This window comes from Nostoc sp. NMS7, from assembly GCF_017115085.1.
In the GTDB taxonomy this organism is placed as follows: domain Bacteria; phylum Cyanobacteriota; class Cyanobacteriia; order Cyanobacteriales; family Nostocaceae; genus Nostoc.
In genome coordinates this window covers 82,816-106,990 of record NZ_JABXKJ010000270.1, presented here as the reverse complement: position 1 = coordinate 106,990, position 24,175 = coordinate 82,816, and the positions used below count along the sequence as shown (strand labels likewise).

At 41.4% G+C, this 24,175-nt stretch carries 23 protein-coding genes, 1 pseudogene and 1 riboswitch; of the genes and pseudogenes, 16 read left to right on the top strand and 8 right to left on the bottom strand.

Annotated elements, in window-relative coordinates:
• Nucleotides 1–48: 48 nt before the first annotated feature.
• Nucleotides 49–1,023: a decaprenyl-phosphate phosphoribosyltransferase gene (locus HWQ38_RS40190; RefSeq protein ID WP_292806159.1), complete on the bottom strand. Its 975-nt coding sequence runs from the start codon at nucleotides 1,021–1,023 to the stop codon at nucleotides 49–51.
• A gap of 627 nt (nucleotides 1,024–1,650) precedes the next feature.
• Between HWQ38_RS40190 and HWQ38_RS40185 the strand changes: the two genes are divergently transcribed.
• The 3 genes and pseudogenes from HWQ38_RS40185 to truB all read left to right on the top strand — a co-directional run bounded on the left by HWQ38_RS40185 (nucleotide 1,651) and on the right by truB (nucleotide 4,497).
• Nucleotides 1,651–2,667, top strand: coding sequence for a ribose-phosphate pyrophosphokinase (locus HWQ38_RS40185; protein WP_292806156.1), 1,017 nt, complete (start codon nucleotides 1,651–1,653; stop codon nucleotides 2,665–2,667).
• 153 nt (nucleotides 2,668–2,820) lie between these two features.
• Nucleotides 2,821–3,024: pseudogene (locus tag HWQ38_RS40180) on the top strand (hypothetical protein); the annotation flags it as partial.
• Between the two features lie 588 nt (nucleotides 3,025–3,612).
• Nucleotides 3,613–4,497, top strand: a complete 885-nt coding sequence (gene truB / locus HWQ38_RS40175) for a tRNA pseudouridine(55) synthase TruB (protein WP_292806154.1) — start codon at nucleotides 3,613–3,615, stop codon at nucleotides 4,495–4,497.
• 330 nt (nucleotides 4,498–4,827) lie between these two features.
• On the opposite strand, the gene ilvC is transcribed toward truB, so the two are convergent.
• Complete coding sequence (gene ilvC, locus HWQ38_RS40170; RefSeq protein WP_292806151.1) at nucleotides 4,828–5,823, bottom strand: ketol-acid reductoisomerase; 996 nt, start codon at nucleotides 5,821–5,823, stop codon at nucleotides 4,828–4,830.
• 43 nt (nucleotides 5,824–5,866) lie between these two features.
• Nucleotides 5,867–6,064, bottom strand: a complete 198-nt coding sequence (locus tag HWQ38_RS40165; protein WP_292806148.1) for a hypothetical protein — start codon at nucleotides 6,062–6,064, stop codon at nucleotides 5,867–5,869.
• Between the two features lie 13 nt (nucleotides 6,065–6,077).
• Here HWQ38_RS40165 and HWQ38_RS40160 point away from each other — a divergent pair, with 13 nt between their 5' ends.
• The 4 genes from HWQ38_RS40160 (at nucleotide 6,078) to HWQ38_RS40145 (ending at nucleotide 11,518) form a co-directional block, all read left to right on the top strand.
• Nucleotides 6,078–7,004: a DUF4349 domain-containing protein gene (locus HWQ38_RS40160; RefSeq protein ID WP_292806145.1), complete on the top strand. Its 927-nt coding sequence runs from the start codon at nucleotides 6,078–6,080 to the stop codon at nucleotides 7,002–7,004.
• Between the two features lie 234 nt (nucleotides 7,005–7,238).
• The gene (locus tag HWQ38_RS40155) at nucleotides 7,239–8,591 is read left to right on the top strand and encodes an NAD(P)/FAD-dependent oxidoreductase (RefSeq protein WP_292806142.1); all 1,353 of its coding nucleotides are present in this window, start codon (nucleotides 7,239–7,241) and stop codon (nucleotides 8,589–8,591) included.
• 251 nt (nucleotides 8,592–8,842) lie between these two features.
• Complete coding sequence (locus HWQ38_RS40150; RefSeq protein WP_292806139.1) at nucleotides 8,843–10,078, top strand: LL-diaminopimelate aminotransferase; 1,236 nt, start codon at nucleotides 8,843–8,845, stop codon at nucleotides 10,076–10,078.
• A gap of 282 nt (nucleotides 10,079–10,360) precedes the next feature.
• Nucleotides 10,361–11,518, top strand: coding sequence for a hypothetical protein (locus tag HWQ38_RS40145; protein ID WP_292806136.1), 1,158 nt, complete (start codon nucleotides 10,361–10,363; stop codon nucleotides 11,516–11,518).
• A 68-nt stretch (nucleotides 11,519–11,586) separates the two neighbouring features.
• Here HWQ38_RS40145 and HWQ38_RS40140 read toward each other — a convergent pair whose 3' ends face one another.
• Both HWQ38_RS40140 and HWQ38_RS40135 read right to left on the bottom strand, forming a co-directional pair.
• Nucleotides 11,587–11,883 carry a hypothetical protein gene (locus HWQ38_RS40140; protein ID WP_292806133.1) on the bottom strand — a complete coding sequence of 99 codons (297 nt, stop codon included), beginning with the start codon at nucleotides 11,881–11,883 and terminating at the stop codon, nucleotides 11,587–11,589.
• A 32-nt stretch (nucleotides 11,884–11,915) separates the two neighbouring features.
• Nucleotides 11,916–13,256 carry a voltage-gated chloride channel family protein gene (locus HWQ38_RS40135; protein ID WP_292806130.1) on the bottom strand — a complete coding sequence of 447 codons (1,341 nt, stop codon included), beginning with the start codon at nucleotides 13,254–13,256 and terminating at the stop codon, nucleotides 11,916–11,918.
• 95 nt (nucleotides 13,257–13,351) lie between these two features.
• Nucleotides 13,352–13,438, bottom strand: a riboswitch (Fluoride riboswitch).
• Between the two features lie 388 nt (nucleotides 13,439–13,826).
• Here HWQ38_RS40135 and HWQ38_RS40130 point away from each other — a divergent pair.
• Nucleotides 13,827–14,696, top strand: coding sequence for a zinc metalloprotease HtpX (locus HWQ38_RS40130; RefSeq protein ID WP_292806127.1), 870 nt, complete (start codon nucleotides 13,827–13,829; stop codon nucleotides 14,694–14,696).
• 116 nt (nucleotides 14,697–14,812) lie between these two features.
• On the top strand, nucleotides 14,813–15,238 hold the full coding sequence (locus tag HWQ38_RS40125; RefSeq protein ID WP_292806124.1) for a hypothetical protein: 426 nt from the start codon (nucleotides 14,813–14,815) through the stop codon (nucleotides 15,236–15,238).
• Here HWQ38_RS40125 and HWQ38_RS40120 read toward each other — a convergent pair.
• The gene (locus tag HWQ38_RS40120) at nucleotides 15,235–15,498 is read right to left on the bottom strand and encodes a hypothetical protein (protein ID WP_292806121.1); all 264 of its coding nucleotides are present in this window, start codon (nucleotides 15,496–15,498) and stop codon (nucleotides 15,235–15,237) included. The genes HWQ38_RS40125 and HWQ38_RS40120 overlap by 4 nt on opposite strands.
• Nucleotides 15,499–15,613: 115 nt before the next feature.
• Between HWQ38_RS40120 and HWQ38_RS40115 the strand changes: the two genes are divergently transcribed.
• Nucleotides 15,614–16,018: a hypothetical protein gene (locus HWQ38_RS40115; protein ID WP_292806118.1), complete on the top strand. Its 405-nt coding sequence runs from the start codon at nucleotides 15,614–15,616 to the stop codon at nucleotides 16,016–16,018.
• 147 nt (nucleotides 16,019–16,165) lie between these two features.
• On the opposite strand, the gene HWQ38_RS40110 is transcribed toward HWQ38_RS40115, so the two are convergent.
• On the bottom strand, nucleotides 16,166–16,288 hold the full coding sequence (locus HWQ38_RS40110) for a hypothetical protein (protein ID WP_292806116.1): 123 nt from the start codon (nucleotides 16,286–16,288) through the stop codon (nucleotides 16,166–16,168).
• A 525-nt stretch (nucleotides 16,289–16,813) separates the two neighbouring features.
• On the opposite strand from HWQ38_RS40110, the gene HWQ38_RS40105 reads away from it, so the two are divergent.
• The 3 genes from HWQ38_RS40105 (at nucleotide 16,814) to HWQ38_RS40095 (ending at nucleotide 19,365) form a co-directional block, all read left to right on the top strand.
• Nucleotides 16,814–17,086, top strand: a complete 273-nt coding sequence (locus HWQ38_RS40105) for a hypothetical protein (protein ID WP_292806114.1) — start codon at nucleotides 16,814–16,816, stop codon at nucleotides 17,084–17,086.
• A 23-nt stretch (nucleotides 17,087–17,109) separates the two neighbouring features.
• Nucleotides 17,110–18,393 carry a pitrilysin family protein gene (locus tag HWQ38_RS40100; RefSeq protein WP_292806111.1) on the top strand — a complete coding sequence of 428 codons (1,284 nt, stop codon included), beginning with the start codon at nucleotides 17,110–17,112 and terminating at the stop codon, nucleotides 18,391–18,393.
• A gap of 111 nt (nucleotides 18,394–18,504) precedes the next feature.
• Nucleotides 18,505–19,365, top strand: coding sequence for a fructosamine kinase family protein (locus HWQ38_RS40095; RefSeq protein ID WP_292806108.1), 861 nt, complete (start codon nucleotides 18,505–18,507; stop codon nucleotides 19,363–19,365).
• Nucleotides 19,366–19,449: 84 nt separating this feature from the next.
• Here the strand turns inward: HWQ38_RS40095 and HWQ38_RS40090 are convergent, their stop codons facing one another.
• Entirely contained in the window at nucleotides 19,450–19,767 is a 318-nt protein-coding gene (locus HWQ38_RS40090; protein ID WP_292806105.1) for a TMEM14 family protein, read from the bottom strand.
• An 87-nt stretch (nucleotides 19,768–19,854) separates the two neighbouring features.
• Here HWQ38_RS40090 and HWQ38_RS40085 point away from each other — a divergent pair, with 87 nt between their 5' ends.
• The 3 genes from HWQ38_RS40085 to HWQ38_RS40075 all read left to right on the top strand — a co-directional run bounded on the left by HWQ38_RS40085 (nucleotide 19,855) and on the right by HWQ38_RS40075 (nucleotide 24,167).
• Nucleotides 19,855–21,231 carry an ATP-binding protein gene (locus tag HWQ38_RS40085; protein ID WP_292806103.1) on the top strand — a complete coding sequence of 459 codons (1,377 nt, stop codon included), beginning with the start codon at nucleotides 19,855–19,857 and terminating at the stop codon, nucleotides 21,229–21,231.
• 35 nt (nucleotides 21,232–21,266) lie between these two features.
• Nucleotides 21,267–22,604: a tellurite resistance TerB C-terminal domain-containing protein gene (locus tag HWQ38_RS40080; RefSeq protein ID WP_292806100.1), complete on the top strand. Its 1,338-nt coding sequence runs from the start codon at nucleotides 21,267–21,269 to the stop codon at nucleotides 22,602–22,604.
• Nucleotides 22,605–22,838: 234 nt separating this feature from the next.
• Nucleotides 22,839–24,167, top strand: a complete 1,329-nt coding sequence (locus HWQ38_RS40075) for an ATP-binding protein (protein ID WP_292806097.1) — start codon at nucleotides 22,839–22,841, stop codon at nucleotides 24,165–24,167.
• Nucleotides 24,168–24,175 lie beyond the last annotated feature (8 nt).

Sequence of the window (24,175 nt, the reverse complement as noted above, 5' to 3'; positions counted from 1 at the left end):
ATAAATTTCATTACACAGACTTAGTACTGGTGTCTTATTCTGGAAGCTTTATTTGATTAATCCTTGGCTTTTCAGCCAAAGAATCACAAAGCAGGTGAGAATCCAACCAATAACTGTGACTAGTATCGGCAAGTCTTTCAATAAAACTTCTTCCGGGCGCTCACTACGTCCACCTTGCTCTGGATGGTTGTCGCCGTAATTAGCAATGTCTTGGGGATCACTCAGCAGTTGATAGCGAAAAATGCCATACAATACGAAGGGCAAAGTCAGTAACATCCATGAGGTGTGCGCCCCATGTAGATAGGGACCAGCACTCCAAAGAGCATAAGTAACAACTGTGCAAGTGGTGACAACATTTTCCATGCGACCCAGCAGAGGCAAGGAATAGTATTTGAGGACAGAGCGAGGTTTGTTGCCTTTTATTTGTGCTAATCGCAGTTCTGCTTTGCGCTTTTCAATACCCAAAAATAGCGCTAGCATCGCAGTGCAAAGTAAAAACCAAGCTGATAAAACGATGCCGGTAGCAGCAGCACCGGCATAGGCTCGGAGAACAAATCCGGTAGCGATCGCCCCTATATCCAAAATCACCATCCGTTTTAGTCGCAGATTATAGGCGATCTGCAACACGGCGTATGCAGTTATGGCCGCACCCAACTGGGGCGATCGCAACCACCCAAAAATCAGCGCACTACCTAATAGCGCCAATGCCATCCCAATAGCAACACGGATGTTGACTAATCCGGCAGCAATTGGCCGCTTACACTTGACAGGGTGCTGACGGTCAGATTCAACATCTGCAATGTCATTAATTAAATAGAAGCTACTTGATGCACAACAAAATAATACCAATGCCAATAGGCTACCTAGCAGAGATTGCAGATTGATGCTAAATGCAAACAACGGTGCTGCAAACACCACCAGGTTTTTTGTCCATTGTCGCGGTCGCATTGCAGCTAAACAGTACGCCAACTTCTGGGAACTAGTTAAAGATTTTTCTATTACTGAAGTACGCCGAGAGTCCATAAGTATGCCTGTCGCCTCCCTGTGTCACGAGAATTAGATTGAACAAGTTTCCTGGGTTTTATTAAAATTTATCTTAGTAAAATTACTTACAACTTTTTACCTAGTTGATAGTACCTTTGTTGAGTAATGTTTTGATATATAAAAAATTATTTTCATAAAGTCTTTATGTAAACTTTATTAAATCTTTATCTAAAAACTTATACGTGAGTAAATTATGTCCAATTGTAGAGGATTATAGACATATCGTTTTTTGTCAATGCGTAAATATCTGAATAATAAACTACATATTTACTACTTAGATAGAAGTGTTATACTCTGATGAGAACAAAGTTGAATATCACTTAAGTTATAAATGAGGTAGTTAGCAGAAGCTATCTAGCACACCAATCTTTGAGAAATTGGGTTATTTACCTCAACTCAAAAAATTTTAACTATAGACCTAGTGGACGGTCTTGATGTCCGTTAAGCTATCAATAGTTTATAAACCTGAGAAAATTAGACACTTGGCGAATGATAATTTCATCGAAAAATGCTTTAATTTTGTATGAAAGCTTCAACAAAACTCACAGATGTTTTTTTAGGCAGTTTCTCAGTTAAATCTATTAAATCTTTAATGATAATATTGCTATGAATGCACATAGAGGATCTGCTGTGCTCAGTTCTGCAACTTTCAAAGTGCAACCATCTGCAACAGGACTGAACGAGAATCATCGCCTGCGGCTGTTTTCTGGCTCTGCCAATGTACAACTATCTCAAGAAGTCGCTCGTTATCTGGGTATGGACTTGGGGCCAATGATTCGCAAAAGATTTGCGGATGGAGAACTTTACGTTCAAATCCAAGAATCGATTCGGGGTTGTGATGTTTATTTAATCCAGCCATGTTGTCAACCCGTAAACGATCATTTGATGGAATTAATGATTATGGTTGACGCCTGTCGTCGAGCTTCGGCGCGACAGGTAACGGCAGTAATTCCCTACTATGGGTATGCCCGCGCCGATCGCAAAACGGCAGGACGAGAGTCAATAACTGCCAAGCTGGTTGCTAACTTGATCACCGAAGCAGGTGCCAACCGCGTTTTAGCAATGGATTTACACTCGGCTCAGATTCAGGGTTATTTCGATATCCCCTTTGATCATGTTTACGGTTCGCCAGTATTGCTGGATTATCTAGCAAGCAAACAACTGCCAGACCTTGTAGTTGTTTCTCCCGATGTTGGCGGTGTAGCACGAGCTCGGGCATTTGCGAAAAAACTGAATGATGCTCCACTGGCAATTATTGACAAACGTCGTCAGGCACATAATGTTGCCGAAGTGTTAAATATCATCGGCGATGTTAAAGGCAAAACGGCAGTGTTAGTGGATGACATGATCGACACTGGAGGCACGATCGCGGAAGGGGCGCGATTACTGCGTGAAGAAGGAGCGCGTCAGGTATACGCCTGTGCAACTCATGCGGTGTTCTCTCCACCAGCGATAGAAAGGTTATCCAGTGGCTTGTTTGAGGAAGTGATTGTCACAAATACGATTCCCATAGCAGAAAGCGATCGCTTTCCCCAACTAGTGGTGCTGTCAGTAGCTAATCTGTTAGGAGAAACTATTTGGCGGATTCATGAAGATACTTCAGTTAGTAGTATGTTCCGCTAGATTATCATTCGTGTTATAGGGATAAATTACCCACATTGACACCTTGATCGGGTACAGTGTGGGCTTTTAGTTATTTGACACTCCCTGCTCATTCATAGACGAATTAGAATACTTTGATTCAGTTTGGACAATTTGGGTCAAGAGGACAAAGGGATGGCTACAACTCCTAAAAAAGTGATTTCAGTTTTACCTTTGGAAAATGGCGATCGCTTATCTCGCTGCGAATTTGAGCGTCGCTATCAAGCAATGCCGCATTTAAGAAAAGCTGAACTGGTTGAAGGAGTTGTCTATATCATGGCATCGCCACTCCGAATTAAAAGTCATGGGGAACCACATGGAAACCTGATCGGGTGGTTGTGGAATAGGACTTACGCACTGTACAAATTCATCATGATGTGTATTAACGATCTTGAGGTTTAGGCTTTTATTAATTATCCTTTGATCGTAAATAAACCATATTGTAGGGGTTTAGCAATGCTCATACGTGTCAACTTAACGTAAAACTTATGTCCCACAAGGAACTGAAGTTCCTTGCTAATACCGAAAGTCATCTTTAGATGACTAAATAATCCTAAAAATCTTTAGTCTACTTTAGTAGACTTTAGCTATTAGCCTGGAACTAAAGTTCCAGGCGGGCATGGAAGCCAAGAGATAAGCAATTTTTCGCTTAAGTTGACACCTATGAGCAATGCTAAACCCCTACGAAAGATGTGGCTTTTCACGTTACACATATTTACTATTTATTGTCAATGCGTAAGTCCTAGATATATACCATTTTAGTTTTTTGATGATCAGCTGTTCCATAAAGGCGCTGAGAGTATCTGTTGAGCTTGGTTAATGCGTATAAATTAATGCTTTATAAAGTATTAAATACTGAATATTGATGTTTTGAGCATTATATTGATGAGTATTTTATAGAATTTAGAAGCTGTAACGATTGATTTTGTGTTATTTCAAGGTTTTCTCAACTTAAACAAACCATTTGACTGGACTTCCCACGACTGCGTGGCGCGGGTGCGAAAATTGTTGCGCCTCAAACGTGTGGGACACGCAGGAACTTTAGACCCAGCAGCTACTGGGGTGTTACCGATCGCACTTGGTAAAGCTACAAGATTATTACAATATCTGCCAGAAAACAAAGCTTACAAGGCTACGATTCGGCTGGGTGTGCGTACTACAACTGATGATTTAGAAGGCGAAATCATCACTTCTCAATCTTGTGCGGGATTGAATTTAGCAGAAGTGAAAACTGCACTGGCACAATTTGAAGGCAAGATTGAGCAAATACCACCAAGTTATAGTGCAATCCAAGTGGATGGTAAACGTCTCTACGACTTAGCACGCCAAGGGAAAACGGTAGAAGTTCCTGTGCGAACAGTAGAAGTTTTTCAGATAGATATTTTAGACTGGAGAGAAGGAGATTTTCCGGAATTGGATGTGGCGATCGCCTGTGGTTCTGGTACATATATTAGAGCGATCGCTCGTGACTTAGGCGCAATCTTAGAAACTGGTGGCACTCTTGCGGCTTTGAACCGCACCCAAAGTAGTGGTTTCGATTTAACAGATAGTCTCACTTTCACAGACTTAGAAACTCAACTCCAAGCTGAGACATTTCAACCTTTTCTACCTGATGCAGCCTTACAACATTTGTCATCTGTGACTTTACCAGCAACATCTGCTCAAAAATGGTGTCAAGGTCAGCGAATTTCTCTAACTTTCGATGTTTCTGAAATAGTGCGAGTTTACGATGAAGAGACTCGCTTTTTAGGTATTGGGCAATTACAAGACGAAGTGTTGATTCCCCAAATGGTTTATGAACCGATTTCTTGAAACTGTGGTAAATTGAAGGTTTTAATTTCTCTGCACCTAGCCGCTTTTCTACCAGACGCACTCGCGTTTGCGTCTACGTTATTCCGTAACTTGTGCGTAAGTCCTAGTAAATTTCCCCAGCTTACTTAGGGACTTCCAAGAAATAAATTACTACTACTTGTGGGGTGGGCGTCTCGCCCGCCCAGTAACCAAAGGCTCTCGTGTCGCCCACCCCACAATAAATAGTTGGATATTTTTATTTTTTTATTTGGAAGTCCTTTATCGCGCTAGCGCGATAAGCAAGCTTTGCTGGAGTAGCCGCGACTTTAGTCCTTGGACTCCCCTTTTTGCTTAAGCTTTTTTTAACCAGCTAAACATAGCGCGTAAATCTTTACCAACTTCCTCAATTTTGTGTTCAGCTTCCTTGCGACGCAACGCCGTAAATCCTGGTTTACCAGCTTGGTTTTCCAGAACAAATTCCCGTGCAAATTGCCCAGATTGAATTTCGCTGAGAATCTTCTGCATTTCAGCTTTGGTTTGTTCGGTAACAATCCGTGGTCCACGCGTATAATCGCCATATTCAGCAGTATTAGAAATGCTGTCGCGCATTTTGGCTAAACCACCTTCCACAACCAAGTCAACAATCAGCTTGACTTCATGCAGACATTCAAAATAAGCCAATTCGGGTTGATAACCAGCTTCTACCAAAGTTTCAAATCCGGCTTTGATTAAAGCACTCAAACCACCGCACAATACCGCCTGTTCACCAAATAAATCAGTTTCGGTTTCTTCGCGGAAAGTAGTTTCGAGAACACCAGCGCGAGTCCCACCGATACCTTTAGCATAAGCCATCGCGCGATCGCGTGCCTGACCACTGGCATCTTGATAAACTGCAAACAGCGCTGGTACGCCTTCCCCACTTTCATAAGTCCTGCGTACTAAATGCCCCGGACCTTTTGGTGCTACCATCACCACATCCACGTTATCCGGTGGTACAACTTGCCCAAAATGAATATTGAAACCGTGGGCAAAGGCTAACACATTCCCTTCTTCTAAATTGGGTTCAATCTCGTTTTTGTAAATCGTTTTTTGGACTTCATCAGGTAACAAAATCATGATGAAGTCGGCAGCATTGGCAGCATCTGCAACATTTTTCACAGTTAACCCAGCTGCTTCAGCTTTTGCGACTGATTTACTACCCGGATATAATCCCACAATCACATTCAAACCACTATCTTTTAAATTGAGAGCGTGGGCATGACCTTGGGAACCATAGCCGATAATAGCAATAGTTTTTCCAGCCAAAAGGTCTAAATTGGCATCTTCGTCATAATACATCCGGGCCATAGAAGCATCTCCTGTTAGCAAGCATCGTCATTAATTGGCAGACTTATGATTTTACCCCAAATTGAGTCACCACAGATGAACTCTCAGCCATTGAATTTACGCATTTTAACTCAGTGGATGGGGATGGGGGAGATGGGGGAGATGGGGGAGATGGGGGACTAATGACTAACCCTGTTACATAAATCGCAACAATACAGCCTTTAAGTTTTTCATCGGCAATACTTGGATTAACTTCATCCATCTGGGGGTAGATTATGTATACTTCGATGAAATTGCCGCGCACATCTGCTTTATTTGTGAGTGCGTTATTAGGAGGGGTGATTTTCACCAGTTGCGCTTCTTCTCATCAGTCAGCAAATCAGGCTATACCTCAAGTTGCAGCCGATGGCGCGGCAGATAAAGCAATGGCACCGGCTAGTGAAAGCAGTCTTTCCCAAAATACGCAAGCTGCACCAATAGCCCGTTCTCGTACCCAACTGATTAAAAAGGCAGCAATGTCTTTGACTGTCAACTCTGTAGATCAGACTATTGATGCAGTTTCGCAAATTATCAATAAACAGCAAGGGGATTTGATCGGGTTGCAAGAACAACAACCCAAAAACGACAGTCGGCGTTACACAGCAACAATCCAATTGCGGATACCAGAGAATCTGCTGGAACCTACCCTGGAACAAATAGCTAAATTAGGCACTGTCGAGACTCGTAATATCACTGCCGAAGATGTGGGCGATCGCCTAGTAGATTTCCAAGCTAGATTAACTAATTTGCAAAAAACTGAAGTCAATTTGCAAAAAATTATGGATCGGGCTGGTTCGATTAGAGATGTGCTTAGTGTTGCCCAAGAATTGAATAATGTCCGCCAAACAATAGAACAAATTAATGCCCAACTCAAAAGCCTACAAAATCAAGTTGCATATTCCACTATTACGCTGAACCTAGAAGCAGCAGTTTCTAGCACCAGTCCCCAACCTGCCTTTAGTTTGCAAGTTCAGGAAACTTGGAACAACTCTACCCACTCCTTGAGTGCATTTTCCGTTGGCTTACTCAAGCTGGGTATTTGGTTAATGGTTTACAGTCCCTATTTGTTAATTTTTGTTGCTTTTATCTATGGCTTTAACCGTTGGCGGCGAACTCATTCACCACGTTTGACACAAACACCACAATCAACTACTTCTGAGTGAACTTACACAAATTTTACATCTACCTTTGATAAATTTACATAAGCAAAGAGCGATTGAAATATTCCCAACTCTTATTGTCTGCGCCTCTATCTGGAAAAGTTCTGTTTATCCTGTAGTTCTGATTACTGTAATCATTCTTCAAATGTAAAAAGCAATACAAAATATATCATGACAATTTTGATACAAATTTGTTAAGAATAGTTACAATAGTCAGAATACAGGATAATATTTCTTATGGTAAATTCACTTGACAATAAGCCACCCCATCAAGTAGTAATTGTTGGCGGTGGTTTTGGTGGACTTTATGCGGCAAAAACACTCGCTAAAGCGGCAGTAAACATTACTCTGATTGATAAACGCAACTTTCATTTATTTCAACCCCTGTTATATCAAGTCGCTACAGGTGCGCTATCTCCTGCGGATATTTCTTCGCCGTTGCGTTCTGTACTCAGCAAGAGCAAGAATACAAAAGTGTTGCTGGGAGAGGTGAATAATATTGATCCAGAAGCGCAACAAGTGATTGTCGGCGACGAAGCAATAGCTTACGATACGTTAATTGTCGCCACAGGAGCCAAGCATTCCTACTTTGGCAAAGACAACTGGGAAGAATTCGCCCCAGGCTTGAAAACTGTAGAAGATGCCATAGAAATGCGTCGCCGGATTTTTACGGCCTTTGAAGCCGCAGAAAAAGAAATAGATCCAGAAAAACGCCGTGCTTGGTTAACTTTTGTAATTATCGGTGGTGGCCCAACAGGTGTAGAATTAGCAGGTGCGATCGCCGAATTAGCAAATCAAACTCTCAAAGAAGATTTCCGCAACATCGACACATCCCAAGCGAAGATTTTGCTATTAGAAGGTCTAGATCGGATTCTGCCACCCTTTGCACCAGAATTATCACAAGAAGCGGAAGCATCTTTAACGCGGTTGGGGGTGATTGTCCAGACAAAAACATTGGTAACAAATATTGAAAATGATCTTGTTACCCTCAAACAAGGCGATGAAGTTAAAGAAATTGCCTCAAAAACGGTATTATGGGCAGCAGGTGTGAAAGCTTCAGCAATGGGAAAAGTGCTAGCAGAACGCACAGGTGTTGAATGCGATCGCGCTGGACGGATTATCGTCGAATCTGACTTGAGTATTAAGGGACATCCGAATATTTTTGTAATTGGCGACTTAGCACATTTTTCTCATCAAAATGGGAAACCGCTAGCTGGTGTTGCACCTGTAGCGAAACAACAAGGAGAATATGTAGCAGAACTAGTCCAGCATCGGCTTGCAGGTAATAGTTTGCCACCCTTTTCTTATGTTGATAACGGTAGTTTAGCGATGATTGGGCATAATTCTGCTGTGGTAGATTTGGGTTTTATCAAGCTGAAAGGTTTCTTTGCATGGCTGTTTTGGCTGTTGATTCACATCTACTTCTTAATTGAATTTGACAATAAATTAGTAGTGATGATTAAGTGGGCATGGAACTATTTCACCCGTAATCGCGGAGCCAGATTGATTACAGGACAAGAATCCTTACCCACTCAGGAATTGGCGATCGCAACAGTTATTACACATCAAGAGATAGTAAACAGCCGATAAATATCTAATTGGGCATTGGGCATGGGGCATGGGGCACTTGTACTGAGCGTTCGCGAACAGCGTCTCGTAGAGAAGCCGTTGGCGCAGCCTCTCGTAGAGAAGTATTGGGCATTGGTTATTCTCCTTGTCCCCCTTGTCTCCCCCATCTCCCCCACCCCCATTCGGCTACGCTCACGGCAAGCCCACTCCCCATCTCCCCGCCCTCATAAATTAGCAGTAAGCTGTTTGAGGGCGTTTTTTATAATCTACAGATGGCAACTATTAACGACAACTACCTGAAACTGAAAGCAGGCTACCTGTTTCCAGAAATTGCTCGGCGGGTGAATGCCTTTGCAGAAGCGAACAGTAATGCTAAAATTATCCGGTTGGGCATTGGTGATGTTACTGAACCTCTGCCGGAGGCTTGCCGCACAGCGATGATTAAAGCTGTGGAAGAAATGGGCGATCGCAATACCTTCAAAGGCTACGGGCCAGAGCAAGGCTACGCTTGGTTACGAGAAAAAATTGCTACTCAAGATTTCCAAGCACGGGGAGCTGATATAGATGCCTCAGAAATCTTTATCTCCGACGGTTCCAAGTGCGACACAGGCAACATTTTGGAAATCTTTGGTCATGACAACATCATTGCGGTTACTGACCCCGTTTATCCCGTGTATGTGGACACTAACGTTATGGTGGGAAATACGGGGAATGCCAACGATAAAGGCGAATTTGAGGGTTTAGTTTATCTACCAATTACGGCTGATAACAACTTCACCGCCGAAATTCCCTCAAAGAAAGTCGATTTAATTTATCTCTGCTTTCCCAATAACCCCACTGGCGCAACTGCAACCAAGGAATATCTCAAAGCATGGGTGGAGTATGCCAAAGCTAATAACTCGATTATTTTCTTTGATGCAGCCTACGAAGCTTACATTACCGATCCGTCGATTCCCCACTCAATTTATGAAATTGAAGGTGCAAGGGAAGTTGCGATCGAGTTTCGTTCCTTCTCCAAGAATGCAGGTTTTACCGGAACCCGTTGCGCGTTAACCGTGGTACCGAAGACACTCACAGCAAAAGCCGCCGATGGTTCCGATGTGGAACTGTGGAAACTGTGGAATCGTCGCCAGTCTACCAAATTCAATGGCGTTTCTTACATCGTCCAACGGGGAGCCGAAGCGGTTTACTCTGAAGAAGGACAGACACAAGTCAAAGGATTGGTGAGTTTCTATCTAGAAAACGCCAAAATTATCCGCGAGAAACTCACAGCCGCCGGATTATCAGTTTATGGTGGCGTGAATGCACCTTATGTCTGGGTGAAAACACCTAATAGTTTATCCAGTTGGGAATTCTTTGATAAGTTGCTGCAAACTGTCAACGTTGTGGGGACACCTGGTTCTGGCTTTGGATCTGCAGGTGAAGGTTACTTCCGTATTTCGGCGTTTAATAGTCGGGAGAATGTGGAAGAGGCAATGAAGCGGATTACCGAGAAGTTTAAGGTGTAAGGCGATCGCTTTTAGCCGCTTTTGTTAAACTCAATCTATTAATCTAAAGGTTACGGTGGGCTGTATTATCCACCGCAACCTGATAAATAATTATTGAGATTCAGCTTACTTATATTTTGGTTATGACTGCTGCTATCCCCGTTTTCAAACCTGTTAGCCAAATGCAGTTAGCACCTGGGAGCAGAGTGACCTTTTATTTGTATTTGCAACGATTACACTTAAAATATTCAACACTGAATTGTATTTTGCTATACTTCAATCTGTGTAAATAATAAGGAAATTATGGACAGGATCACAAATGGCTTTTTAAAGGCTTTTAGACAAGAACAATCTCTTCGTGAAGACTTAGCACAATTTGAGGTTTTTGAGCATTTTGTTAATTATTGTATAGTATCTAAAGAATATAATGATACTTTTTCACTTGAAGACATCCATGTTGGGGGTGGTACTGATAAAGCCTTAGATGGTATTGCAATTCTTGTTAATGGTAGTTTGATTACCTCGAAAGAAGAGCTTGAAGATTTACAGAAAAGAAATAAATATTTAGATGTTGAATTTATTTTAGTTCAATCCAAAACCAGTAGCACTTTTGACGCTGGTGATATTGCTAAATTCTTATTAGGCTGTCAAGACTTTTTTAGTGAAAATCCAGAATTACCTGAAAATGATAAGGTACGAGATAAATCCGAAATAATAGGACTGATATATAACCAAAGTAATCTTTTTAAAAATAGGAACCCCATATGTAAATTGTACTATGTTACAACTGGTAAATGGTTTGATGATCAACATCTTAAGGGAACAATTGAGACTTTAAAGAAAAATATTGAAAATATGCAAATTTTTGAGAACGTTTCTTTTTATCCTATTGATGCTGACAGTCTTCAGAATTTATATCGGTTAGCAAACAATAAAATATCAAGACAAATTAAGTTTGAAAAGCGTACTGCACTGCCTGAGATAGAAGATGTAGTGGATATACCGTCTCAAATGAGATGTTTTGCATCTATGTTTCTTGAACAAGCTCATAATGCAGGTAGATATCATGCAAATTTGCAAGATGAAACTAAACAGAATATATTTTTATCCGCTCATCATCCAATAGGGTATTACGTCAGCGCATATGCAAAATTTCGTTTAGATGCACTCTTTAGAAAGAAACACATAGACGGAAAATATAGTCCATTTAAGTACCATATGCTTAATATTCTTAGAATACAGGTATCAGGCAAGGATATGCCTGCCATAACATCGAATAAGTTCATTAAGTATTGCGAAACAATGGAAATAACTTTGTCGGAAGACAATAAATGTAAAGACGCTTTCTTGAATACTACTGTAATCATTGATAGTCAGGTAAATGGAAATTATGATCGTGCAGTTGCAAAAACTGTAACTCTTTCAAGAAGCATAAAGAACTTTTTGTTTGAAATTAAGTGAGAATTGATAGTTTATATATATCCCGATTAAAGGTGCAATTTTCCGGTTGAGACGAAGTGCGATCGCCTTCATGCTGTCCTTCTCAACTTAGCATTTTGGGTAAGTTTGATAGAATGACTTTTTAGCTCTGAATACATAGCAAATAACTCACTAAAAGCCTCTTCCCCATTAATATCTCCACTGCTAACAAATCGTTCTACCTCAACCGAACCATTCTCAAAAAATTCCACTTCCCATCGTTCCCCAGATACCGCCACATTCACCATAATAGTTTCATCCCGATGATGGGCTAAGGTGTAACTAATTCTCTCTTGTTCCAATTCATTTAGAAAGGTAACTAGTTTGCCAAATCCATGATTATTCATTTTTCAAAATATCCATTAACTGCATCAAAAAATTATTCCTTAGAATTACTTCTTTCTTCTTCGCCATCATCAGGTAAATCAATTTTTGGCTCAACTTTTTTTCGTCCATAATTAGCCAAAGTCACCCCTTCTTCTAAATATACAGCAGAGTATTTACTCAACCCGATACGCTGTGAAGTGTAAATTCCCGAATGACCCGAAAATAAATAGCTCACTACACAACCAATAGTAATAAATACCCCTGATTCCACACCAAATAGTTCAATTCCCATTAAGGTTGATGCCAATGGTGTATTTGCTGCACCCGCAAACACACCTACAAATCCCATTCCTGCTAATAGTGGTGCGGGTAATGCCAAAAGCAAGGACAAAGCATTACCTAAAGTAGCACCAATAAAAAACAAAGGGGTTACTTCTCCTCCTTTAAAACCTGCTCCTAAAGTTATAGCCGTCATACCTAATTTTGCTGCAAAATCCCAAGGAGGTAGCTGAGTGTGGAAAGAATCAACGATAGTAGGAATACCAAGCCCAATGTACTTAGTTGTGCCACTCAAACCAACAATTGCTGCTATAATCGCACCGCCTATTAAAGGACGCATTGGAGGATAAGATATCTTTGCTTTAAAGAAATGACTGATTTTGTGAGTTACTTGAGCAAAAAATCTTGCGACTATTCCAAAGATTGCACCTGCAATAATGGCAGAAATTAGCCCCCAAATTGTCAGCGTCGGTATGGACGGCGCGTGTCGGTATGCGGTATGATGCAAACCCAATAGTAAGGTGACTTGATTTCCAACGATCGCAGCAATTAAAGAGGGAAAAAGGGCATCATAATTAATTTTACCAATCGCTAAAACTTCTAGACCAAATACCGTTCCAGCTAAGGGAGTACCGAAAACTGAAGCGAATCCCCCACTGATACCTGCCGTTAACAAAATCCGCCGATTAGCTCCTTGAAAATGTAATATTTTAGTTAACTGGTCTGCCAAAGAAGCTCCCATTTGTAATGCTGTACCTTCACGACCGGCTGAACCACCAAATAAATGTGTGATGTCTGTTCCTATTAGAACAAGAGGAGCCATACGGAAGGGAATAATCTTTTTGGGGTTATGAATTTCTTCAAGTAAAAGGTTATTTCCCGCTTCTACAGTCCGACCGAATGTATGATAAATCCAACCACTCAAGAAGCCACCAAGCGGTAGCAAGACGATGATCCACCGATGCGATTCTCGCCAATCAGTTGCCCATTCCAATGATGCTAAAAGAGCCGCAGAAGCCGTTCCAGCAAAAATACCAACCACAATGGAAATAGGCAACCACTTAATCAGGTGGGGTAAGGCAATAAATGGTTCAAATTGACGAAAGTGTTTCATCCCATGACTCCTGGAGGTGCAATTTGTAGAGTTACACTTTCTACAGGGGAGTCAGGTAATGCATTTAGCCAAGCCCTACTCTCCCGCAGTCAGTGAGGAAAGTAGGAGCCATCAGCCTTCCAGTTATTAATTTAACCTGCACTGGAAAGGCGGTTTTGGCGAGCTCCATCGCCATTGATTTGACTTTAAATTAAGCATACCATTTTTGCTTTTGGTCGAATTTAATATTTGTTTTTTAAAGATTGGGCGTACTCTAACTATAGCAATCGGTAGCTGTGCTTTATCTCCCCTCTTCGTGAGTTAAGAGAGGGGTTGCGGGTCAGGTCGCTATAAAGAATTTATTCCTATAGATAGATGCGTTTTTAGTATCTATAAAGCTTAATTTGATTACCAATAGATAAGTATTAAAAACAACTAACTTAGTGTTTATAAAAGTTAAGTGGGAAAACCGTACTTATCTAATAGGTTTTCTGTACCATATATCTAAATTTAGCTGGATACAATCAAACTGTAGCTGAAGTAATGCTGTTTTCTCAAAAATTTACACAGCATTAGCAGGAGAGCAAGAGTATGACAAATCAATTGAAAACAGCTGCTTTGCTAGCGGCGCTAAGTGGTCTTTTAATCGCAATTAGTTACTGGGTAATTGGCGGTTCTAGTGGGTTGATTATCGGAATTGGGTTGGCAGCAGCAACAAACCTATTTTCGTGGTATCAATCAGATAAGATTGCGCTGGCAGTATACCGCGCCCAGCCTGTGAGTGAAAGGGAAGCACCGGGACTTTATCGGATGGTGCAGAGATTGAGCGATCGCGCTAACATTCCCATGCCCAAAGTTTACATTGTTCCAAGCCTTGGTGCTAACGCCTTTGCGACAGGGCGCGATCCTGAACACGCTGCTGTAGCTGTCACTGAAGGGATTTTGAATATATTACCAGAGGACGAACTGGAAGGCGTTATCGCCCACGAACTCACTCACATTATTAATCGTGATACCCTCACACAAGCCGTTGCTGCTACTGTTGCAGGTGCGATCTCATTCTTAGCGCAAATGGTGAGTTACAGCCTATGGTTTGGCGGTGGTTCACGAGATGACAATAGAGGTGCAAATCCTTTGGGAGTTTTGTTAACAGTAATGCTTGCGCCGGTGGCTGCGACGATTATTCAGCTAGCAATTTCGCGCACACGAGAATTCTCGGCTGATGCAGGTTCTGCGAGATTAACTGGTAATCCCCGCGCCTTAGCTAGGGCGCTACAACGGTTAGAAGCCTCAGCAAAGCAGATGCCTTTAAATGCCAATCCAGCATTTGAGCCGTTATTAATTATCAATTCCATCTCTGGACAGTTTCTCGGTAACTTGTTCTCCAGTCACCCTGCTACAGAAGTGCGAGTTGCAGCATTACTGAAATTAGAGCAACAACTACCAACAAAAGCTTATTAATTTGTCATTTGTCATTAGTCATTTCTCCTTTGTGAAATTAACAATGACTAATGATTATTAGTATAGGGTGCAGTTTTTATGTGAGAGTAAGCTTTGTAATTAAGGATGTTTTAACTATGACTGCTAACCAGATTGAATCCTTTAAACCCACAGTAATTGAATCTAACAAATCAATACTAATTGTCGGAATTAGTTCTCAAACTGACGAATTAGTAGAAATCGAATTGGCTGGCGAAAGTGATGAAGTGAAGCGCGAAACCAAAGCGCTGATTGAGGCGCTAAAAAGACGCGCTGAAGCTGAGTCAGCAGGTACTCTCACCCGTGCAACATATTTGAAAGCTGTGCGTCAAGCACGGGAATTAATTGAAGAAAGGAAAGTGAAGGAACGCGATCGCTTAGAAGACTCTTGGGTAGTAATTCAGGACGAAGCTGAGAGAAACTGGCACTTAATGATGAAAGATGTCGTAGACTTCAGTTTTCGCCTGCAAAAGGCGGCGATCGCTGCTTGGGAAACCTTCAATAACCCTTACTCTCAAAATTAAACAGGGTACGTATGTTTTGTCAATCCCATTTGAGATGCGCTTACCCTGATTCCTCTACGCGAATATTCCTCACCAGTCAAAGCCCTACGCGCAAAAACTAATTCCCATCCTTCATCACCTAATTTACTTATACCTGTATCAAAGGTGATATCTTCAAAGCTTTCAATTCGATATTCATACTGCAAATTTTTAGGTTGTCTTTCCCACCAAAAGATTTGCCTGCACTGCCTCCTGCCGTTTTTTAATGCCGTCGAACTCACGTTCGGTTAGGTGCAAGATATGAGGTGGGTTGTCTTAGCGTTAGTTTTTGCTTGATTGTTACTAAAACGTCATAAACTGAAATTAGCTTTCAACTTAAACTAAAGCATCAAAGTCATGTGTAAAAAACCATTTTTGGATTTATTTACTCTAACCAAAACAATTGGCTTGCTAGCTTTGTTTGCATCTCCTTTATTGGTTTCCACTCCCGTGCTAGCACCAGTTGAAGCTGCTATTAGCCCACGTTGTTCAGGGCCTAAAAGTGTAGCCGTGGGTATCACTTACCGTACATGTATTGAAGCTAATACGAAGACTGTTCATGCTTGGAGTTATATGTATACGACCAAATGTGCTGGGACGTGTGCTTATCCTGGTGACTGGACGCTTCGTCAATCACTTTATGTGAACAATGCCCCTACACAAGTAATAGAGAAGCGTTTTAGCCCTAGCGGTCAGATGTATCGCGTTGACGTTGAGTGGCCCACCTCTGCCGTAAAGCGAAAATGGGAAGCAGTTGGTTAAGCTAAAACACATCTAATTTGCATATTAAATTTTATCAAATTCTTGTGGGGTGGGCATCTTGCCCACCTTGATCATGCAACTTCAATGCCGATTAGCTTATATCCTTAGCGGTGGCAAAATTACAGATTCAGTGAGCGCGCCTGTTATCTATGTACCGTAACTCAATGTTGGTAGGTAGGTGACACTTTTGGTAAACCTAAAAGCTGCAACAGTGGCAATTTGCTGTTTCAGCCTAGCAATAGAGAACAAGTTTACTACAGCAGTTTTCATTTATTTGAACCATATCTGTCGTAAGGGCACAGCATTACTCATTGGTGTCAACTTAAGAAAAAATCTGCTTTGAGAAGGCGTTTTGCCCTCATCCCCTAACCCCGAATCCCAAGTTGAGAAAAGGCGAACTAGAGAATTTGCTCCCCTCTCCCAAAATTGGGAGAGGGGCTGTTCTTGTGAGGGTGAATTTTTCATTAGCCCAACAGATTGTCTAGAGCGTGTTTTCAAACTCGTTGTATCCTAAAAAAATAGCGGATCGCTGTATTGTCATACGCAAGTTTTTAGTTGCTAGTGAGACGCTGATATACTTCTGAAACTAGCCAATCTGACACCATTTTCTGAAAATCACGGTCATTCCATTTCGGGGCGCAGAACGATAGTTTTACAGGCAAACTGGGAGTTTTAGAAAGTATGATTATTCTTCAGGAAAGCAGGAGAGCGATCGCTAAAACACATTGCACAGGCAGAATCACTGTGTCAATAGTCGTCGGATAAGAGGGCAAGAGAGAGGGTCAATACCTTGCTATGCCAATGCATCGGCTTGCTATGCCAATGCGTCGGCTTGCTATGCCAATGCATCGCCTTGCTATGCCAATGCATCGCCTTGTTATGCCAATGCATTGCCTTGTTATGCCAATGCATCGCCTTGTTATGCCAATGCATCGCCTTGCTATGCCAATGCATCGGCTTGCATTAAAAACGCTACGCTTTTATGCAACTTTGGCGTACAGCGATCGCTACTTGAAAGCAGGGGCTTGCGCTCTTTCATTTTCGGTGACAGATAAGATAAAGAAGTAACATAGCTCCTCACACAAGTAGCAATGACTTCAACCCTGCGGAAATTTCCTCGTCTTAACACCCCAACCCTGCATCAGTTGCCCAATGGTTTAACAATCATCGCGGAACAGATGCCAGTTGAAGCTGTAAACCTCAACGTATGGATAAAAGTTGGTTCAGCCGTAGAATCTGATGCCATTAACGGCATGGCTCACTTTTTAGAGCACATGATTTTTAAGGGAACAGAACGACTGGCTAGCGGCGAATTTGAACGTCGAATTGAAGAACGGGGTGCTGTTACCAATGCCGCTACTAGCCAAGACTATACACATTACTATATAACCACTGCGCCCAAAGATTTTGGCGAGCTTGCTCCACTACAAATAGATGTAGTATCTAATGCTAGTATTCCTGATGATGCTTTTGAACGTGAACGACTAGTAGTTTTAGAAGAAATTAGGCGTTCAGAGGATAATCCCCAGCGCCGGACATTTAGACGCGCGATGGAGACAGCCTTTGATGAGTTACCTTATCGCCGTGCAGTATTGGGCCCAGAATCGGTGATTGCCGAACTTAAACCCCAGCAGATGCGGGATTTTCACGCTAATTGGTATCAACCCCAGTCAATTACTGCTGTAGCTGTGGGCAATTTGCCCGTGGAAGAATTAATTGCAACCGTTGCTGAAGCATTTACAAAAGCTAATAAAGCTCAGGACTCTCCAGTACAGACGCAATTAATCACGTCTCTGCCTACTGAATCACCATTTACAGAAATTGTCCGTCGAGAATTTAGAGATGAAAGTCTCCAGCAAGCAAGGCTAGTGATGGTTTGGCGAGTTCCAGGAATGACGCAGTTAGATCGCACCTATGGACTGGATGTTTTAGCAGGAATTTTGGGACACGGGCGGACATCAAGACTGGTGAGGGATTTACGAGAAGAACGGGGATTGGTTTCTTCAATTTCTGTGAGCAATATGAGCAATCAGCTGCAAGGGACATTTTATATTTCAGCTAAATGTGCAGTGGAAAATTTAGCAGAAGTAGAGGATGCGATCGCACAACACATTCGCCAAGTCCAAACCGAGTTGGTAACAGAATCAGAAATTGCCCGTGTGGGGCGGCGAGTAGCGAACAGATTTATTTTTGGTAATGAAACACCAAGCGATCGCGCTAATTTGTATGGTTATTATCAGTCTTTAGTGGGAGATTTGGAACCCGCCTTTAACTACCCAGCGATCATTCACAGCCAAGATGCAACTGACTTGATGCAAGCTGCTAAAGAGTATCTTTCCCCGAATGCTTATGGTGTAGTTGTCGTCAAACCGTAAATTAAAAATGGGGAATGGGCACTTGTACTGAGCGTTGCCGAAGTATTGGGCATTGATTATTCTCCTTGTCGTCCTCATCTCTCTCATCTCCTACTCTCCAATTATTTAATCATGTGGACTCAAATCGATGCTCAAATTAGCCAGGTGACTGGTGAAAAATTCCAGAGTCAGCAACAACGATCGGTTGGTGGCGGATGTATCAACCAAGGTTATGCTGTTTCCAATGCTGAGATAACCTACTTTGTCAAGATTAACCAAGCATCCCAAGTTGCGATGTTTGAGGCTGAGGCATTGGGTTTAAAGGAAATGCTAGCAACAGCTAGTATTCGCCTCCCAAAACCTATTTGTTGGGGTGTAGCTGAGAATTCTAGCTACATCGTGCTGGAATGGTTAGAACTTGGTAGCGGTAACAGTAATTCGTGGGAAGAGATGGGGCGCAAATTGGCAGCAATGCATAAAGCTAGCAATAGCGAAGGTTTTGGTTGGAAAATTAACAATACCATTGGTTCAACGCCCCAAATCAATACTTGGACAGCAGACTGGGTAAAATTTTATATTAAACATCGCCTGGGTTATCAATTTCAGTTAGCAAGGCGACGGGGAGGAAATTTTCCCCAGCAAGAAAAATTACTCGCAGCTATCCCGGAACTATTGGCGCATCAGGTGCAACCTTCCTTAGTACATGGCGATTTATGGGGTGGAAATGCTGGGTGTACTGCGTCAGGAGAACCCGTGATTTTTGATCCAGCAACTTATTTTGGCGATCGCGAAGTTGATATTGCCATGACAGAATTGTTTGGTGGATTCCCCGCAGCGTTTTACAAAGGTTATAACGAAGCCTTTCCCTTAGATGCAGGCTATGAGCAGAGAAAAACGCTCTATAACCTATATCACATTTTGAATCACTTCAATTTATTTGGCGGTGGCTATGCTTCCCAAGCAAACCGAATGATTGGCCAGATTCTACACTAAGTACAGCATTTCATTAATTCCTAGCGAATTCTCCGCGTACCTCTGCGCTTCCCTCTGCGTCCCTCTGCGTTTAAACTTAAACCCTCAATTCGCCACAAATTGATTCACCATCACCGCCAATGCCAGCACACCCAAAATCGTCATTAACCCCGCAGGCATAAACTTACGTGTTTTAGCCAGTCGAAATGCAAATACTACTACTAAAACACTAGTAACTAACACTGCTAAAATGGAACCCCAGGTTTGCCCTTGGAGTTGAACATAAGCCGCAACTATTAGTAATAAACCGCTAATGCTACCACTTAAGAGTGAAACCTTACTTCTAGCCTGAATGTAGCCAATAATGCCACCAACAATCGCTAATATGCCATAGGCAAAAGCAGCAATTATACTTAAATTCATTGTTAAAACCTATGTAGACTTTGACTTTACTGCCAGGGTCAGCAGACAATTTACCATAGCTATTTAGCTATACCACACAGTTAATTCATGGATAATCAAGCGATGCCAATGCCAAGTACTTCCTCATATACAAAGATTCACTATCTCCAGCGCCAAGCAGCCTCACTTTTACTGTACCAATCTGTTCTGCAATCCGAAGTGGGGATAGCATTTATAGAACTGTTGCAAGCTATACGTTACACTGATGCCGATGCACGGGGTTGTCTCCAAGCCTACGGCAATTACTTCCACGCTTTGGCTGCTAGAAATCAAAACTGGGAAGACTATTTAATTAGTCAGATTCTCTTTTCTGAGAATCCCTTTACAAGGCTAGCCCAACAGCGAGAATTTGTAGATTTGCCCTCGGCTTTAGTAGCAGGAGTTCAGCATGATTTACAAGTATTGCAAAGTCTCTATGAATGTAGCAGCGCTTGTTTGAGTGAGTGGATACAAGGCGTAGCTGATATGCCGATTTCACCAGTAGTGTGGTATAAAGAGCAAGAATTCGTAGGAGTAGAGACATTCGCTACATATCTCCAAGAATTAGACAATTGGGGTGATGCTGTAGAAAAGTTAGCAACTTATTATCGGCAATGTGGCTCTGGTTTATTTGCAGAATATCGCGCTTTACGCTGGCAAGCTGGACAGTTTATCGGTATTCGGTATTCTGACCCGATTAAGCTGAGTGCGCTTGTAGGTTACGAGTCTCAAAGAGATGCTTTGCTAAAAAATACAGAGTTTTTATTATCAGGAGAGATGGCACTCCATGTATTACTTTACGGTAGTCGCGGTTCTGGCAAATCTTCTTTAGTGAAATCTTTGTTGAATGAATATAGCAATGCCTCCGGCAAGGGCAAAGCCCAACGCAGTCTCCGCTTATTGGAAGTGGCAAAATCTGATTTAAAAGACTTACCAGAAATTGTGGAACATTTACGGGGTGTGTCACAAAAATTTATCATCTTTGTCGATGACCTTTCCTTTGAAGAAGATGATGATGCCTTTAAAGCCCTTAAGGTAGTTTTAGAAGGTAATTTAACCGCGCGGCCTCAAAACGTAGTTGTGTATGCTACTTCTAATCGCCGTCACCTAATTCGGGAGTTTTTTGTGGATAGACCTACGCCCAAGGATAACGAGGAAATTCATGCCTGGGATACGATGCAGGAGAAGCTTTCGTTTAGCGATCGCTTTGGTTTAACCTTGACCTTTGAACCAGCCGATCAGAAAACTTACTTGAAAATTATACAACATCTAGCCACACAAGCTGAAATTAATATTACCCAAGAAGATTTGGAATATCAAGCATTACAGTGGGCAACTCGCCATAATGGTCGTTCTGGACGTACAGCACGGCAGTTTATTGATTTCTTAAAAGCAGATTTAACACTTTCTCATGCCAAGAAAAACACATCCAACACCGAGCATTAAGAATTTTCCTATGTCTATTTTAATTACGAACTACGATGAGAGCTACTTATTCTGATAATTTAACTACGCTAAAAACCAGCAATATGCAATCAGTAATGATCAGCAATAGATTAATCTTAGGCATAGTTGCCTTTAGTGTGAGTTTTGGACTTAGCCTTGTCCCAAGCTGGGATTTTAAGAAAGCCTTTCTCACAGGTATAATTACGGCTGTTACTATCTATGCAGTAGCATTATTCGTAGATAAGCGACGCAGAAATTATGAAATGTTTGTTTTAGGTTCTCTCCGCAAGCGGATTAAAGATATGGAGGGATTGAAGGCTCGTGTTGTCAGAGAAATCAATCAAATCGAAGAACATCATAATTTATTATATGCTGAGTCACAACAACTGCAAAATCAAGTAACAGAAAGCCGTAATCAAAGGGATATTTTACATCGAGAATTAAGAACATTTGCCGGACAAAAAAAGCAGTTAGAAACCGAAATCAGCAGCCGACAAAATGAAATTAATAACTTGCAGAAAAATCAAGCAGAATTGAGCAATGCTTTTTCTGTCCTCACAGCCGAGAAACGCCGTCTAGAGTCGAATTGTAATGTATCTCGCAGTGAAATCACCCTGTTGCAAAGTCAAATTTCCGAACTCCAACAAGAGAAACAAGAAGTTGAAAGCAATTTAACTCTTTTAGGCAGACTCAAACCCCAATTAGAAGAAAAACTATACGAACTGCGAATTGCAATTCAAGAGCTAGAAATTGAGACCAACCAAAAAAATCAATTGCTTGTAGCGACAAAAACTGAAAGAGAAAATATCCAAGCCATCCTGAATTCTTCACAAACGCAACTAGTAGAACAAAAAGCTGAATTACAGCAGTTGCAAGGGCAAGTTTCATTATTGCAAGAAGAACGAGACTCATTGCAAAATCAAGTATGGGAATTACTCCAACAAATAGAAACATTAAATCTGAAACCTTTGTCTGAGAACTTAAAAGAAGATGATATTGAATTGTTTGCTTTTTCGGAAATAATTGCATCTTCAGCAATCATCGATACTTCGGAGGTTGATACATCAGAGAATATACCCGAAGAATGGACTAAATTTCTAGAAAATCTCCCAGTATATGAGCTACAAGTATTAAAAGCTATAGTCGAACAAGATAATCCCAAGGCTGCTATTAAAAAAATTGCTGAAGCAAATATCACTATGCCGAATCTATTAATCGATTCTATAAATGAACGGGCAAGTGATACTATTGGTGAATTAATAATTAATTCAGATTCCGAAAGTCTAGAAGTTTATCAGGAGCATATAACGCATGTCAAAAAAATAATTGCAATCTATGAAGACCTCATGGCTAGACATACTTCCTCAAATTAAATTATTATTGCTGTCGTCAGATTAGTAGTAAGGTGAATATAGGATTAGTATTTGATTTTTGAAATGTACGTAGTGGACTGTCTAGACTAAAATAGTGCATTAGACGTAGGTTGGGTGGAGCGGAGCGCAACCCAACTGATTATCAGGATGTTGGGTTACGCAAAGCCTCCACCCAACCTACAATTTTTTTGCAACTGCGTGCTTCTGCGTTTAAAATAAAGTCAAATGTAATTCATGGCAAAGCTGAAAATCTCAAAAAAAATCTCCACTGCTTTAATCAATTCCCTTGGTGCGGGGGTAGTACCAAGAGTAGGAGTTGAATATATAGCAGTAGGTCGAGAAAAAGAACTAAAAAGCCTATTACAAAATCTCGATGATATTGCAGAAGGTGTATCAGCATTTCGCTTTATAATTGGTAATTACGGTTCCGGGAAAAGTTTTTTACTACAATTAATTCGCAACCGCGCTATGGAACAAGGTTTTGTAGTAGCTGATGCTGATTTCTCCCCGGAACGCCGATTAGCTGGAAGCAACAATGAAGGTGTAGCCACCTATCGAGAATTAATGAGCCACCTAGCTACAAAAACTCGTCCTGATGGTGGTGCTTTAGTCTCTATTTTAGAAGGATGGATTAATAAAATTCAACAAGAAGTGGTTAAAGAAACTGGAATGCGTCCGAATGAGGATGGTTTTGATGACCAAGTTGAATCGAAAATTAGAGAAGTAGTTCAATATATTGAAGACTTAGTTCACGGTTTTGATTTTGGGAGCGTGATTATCGCTTATTGGCGTGGCTACCGATTGGATGATGATAATTTAAAAAGTGCGGCAATGCGCTGGTTGCGTGGAGAATTTACTACTAAAGTTGAGGCGAAAGCAGCTTTAGGAGTGCGCGTCATTATTGATGATGATAGTTGGTATGACTATATCAAACTGTTTGCTAAATTTGTCGCTGACATTGGCTATAAAGGACTGTTAATTTTAGTTGATGAAGCCGTACATTTATATCAAATATCTACTACAGTTACGCGGGAAAAGAATTATAATCGACTTCTGGCAATGTTTAACGACACCATGCAGTGCAAAGCAGAACATCTTGGCATTGTCGTTGGTGGAACAACTAAGTTTTTAGAAGACCCTAAACGGGGACTTTTTGCAGACCAAGCTTGGCAAAGACGCACAAAAGAAAGCCGTTTTGTTGCACAATCTAGCGTTCAGGAGTATTTGGGGCCAGTAATTCGATTGAACCCGTTGAGTGAAGCAGAAATCTTGACGCTTTTGCAACGTTTAGCTGAGATTCATGCACTCAATTTTGGATATGAACAGACTTTGACAAATCGTGAGTTGAAGGAGTTTGTCCAAGAAATTATTAATCGCTTGGGTGCAGAAGCATTACTTACACCAGGGGAAATTGTGCGAGATTTTATGAGTGTGCTGAATATTCTTCACCAAAATTCAGGAATTGCGTTTGCTGAATTAATTCATGGCTCTAAATTTAAACCTACTGCTATGGGTAAGGATGCAGAAATTGATGAGGATGGCGCAGCGGAATTTAGTTTGTAGTTTCCTCT

Bases quoted from the DNA above. Each gene is read 5' to 3' on its own strand.
- HWQ38_RS40190 (WP_292806159.1), bottom strand. From the start codon at position 1,023: ATGGACTCTCGGCGTACTTCAGTAATAGAAAAATCTTTAACTAGTTCC.
- HWQ38_RS40185 (WP_292806156.1), top strand. From the start codon at position 1,651: ATGAATGCACATAGAGGATCTGCTGTGCTCAGTTCTGCAACTTTCAAA.
- ilvC (WP_292806151.1), bottom strand. From the start codon at position 5,823: ATGGCCCGGATGTATTATGACGAAGATGCCAATTTAGACCTTTTGGCT.
- HWQ38_RS40165 (WP_292806148.1), bottom strand. From the start codon at position 6,064: ATGGATGAAGTTAATCCAAGTATTGCCGATGAAAAACTTAAAGGCTGT.
- HWQ38_RS40160 (WP_292806145.1), top strand. From the start codon at position 6,078: ATGTATACTTCGATGAAATTGCCGCGCACATCTGCTTTATTTGTGAGT.
- HWQ38_RS40155 (WP_292806142.1), top strand. From the start codon at position 7,239: ATGGTAAATTCACTTGACAATAAGCCACCCCATCAAGTAGTAATTGTT.
- HWQ38_RS40150 (WP_292806139.1), top strand. From the start codon at position 8,843: ATGGCAACTATTAACGACAACTACCTGAAACTGAAAGCAGGCTACCTG.
- HWQ38_RS40145 (WP_292806136.1), top strand. From the start codon at position 10,361: ATGGACAGGATCACAAATGGCTTTTTAAAGGCTTTTAGACAAGAACAA.
- HWQ38_RS40140 (WP_292806133.1), bottom strand. From the start codon at position 11,883: ATGAATAATCATGGATTTGGCAAACTAGTTACCTTTCTAAATGAATTG.
- HWQ38_RS40135 (WP_292806130.1), bottom strand. From the start codon at position 13,256: ATGAAACACTTTCGTCAATTTGAACCATTTATTGCCTTACCCCACCTG.
- HWQ38_RS40130 (WP_292806127.1), top strand. From the start codon at position 13,827: ATGACAAATCAATTGAAAACAGCTGCTTTGCTAGCGGCGCTAAGTGGT.
- HWQ38_RS40125 (WP_292806124.1), top strand. From the start codon at position 14,813: ATGACTGCTAACCAGATTGAATCCTTTAAACCCACAGTAATTGAATCT.
- HWQ38_RS40115 (WP_292806118.1), top strand. From the start codon at position 15,614: ATGTGTAAAAAACCATTTTTGGATTTATTTACTCTAACCAAAACAATT.
- HWQ38_RS40110 (WP_292806116.1), bottom strand. From the start codon at position 16,288: ATGAAAACTGCTGTAGTAAACTTGTTCTCTATTGCTAGGCTGAAACAG.
- HWQ38_RS40105 (WP_292806114.1), top strand. From the start codon at position 16,814: ATGCCAATGCATCGGCTTGCTATGCCAATGCGTCGGCTTGCTATGCCA.
- HWQ38_RS40100 (WP_292806111.1), top strand. From the start codon at position 17,110: ATGACTTCAACCCTGCGGAAATTTCCTCGTCTTAACACCCCAACCCTG.
- HWQ38_RS40095 (WP_292806108.1), top strand. From the start codon at position 18,505: ATGTGGACTCAAATCGATGCTCAAATTAGCCAGGTGACTGGTGAAAAA.
- HWQ38_RS40090 (WP_292806105.1), bottom strand. From the start codon at position 19,767: ATGAATTTAAGTATAATTGCTGCTTTTGCCTATGGCATATTAGCGATT.
- HWQ38_RS40085 (WP_292806103.1), top strand. From the start codon at position 19,855: ATGGATAATCAAGCGATGCCAATGCCAAGTACTTCCTCATATACAAAG.
- HWQ38_RS40080 (WP_292806100.1), top strand. From the start codon at position 21,267: ATGAGAGCTACTTATTCTGATAATTTAACTACGCTAAAAACCAGCAAT.
- HWQ38_RS40075 (WP_292806097.1), top strand. From the start codon at position 22,839: ATGGCAAAGCTGAAAATCTCAAAAAAAATCTCCACTGCTTTAATCAAT.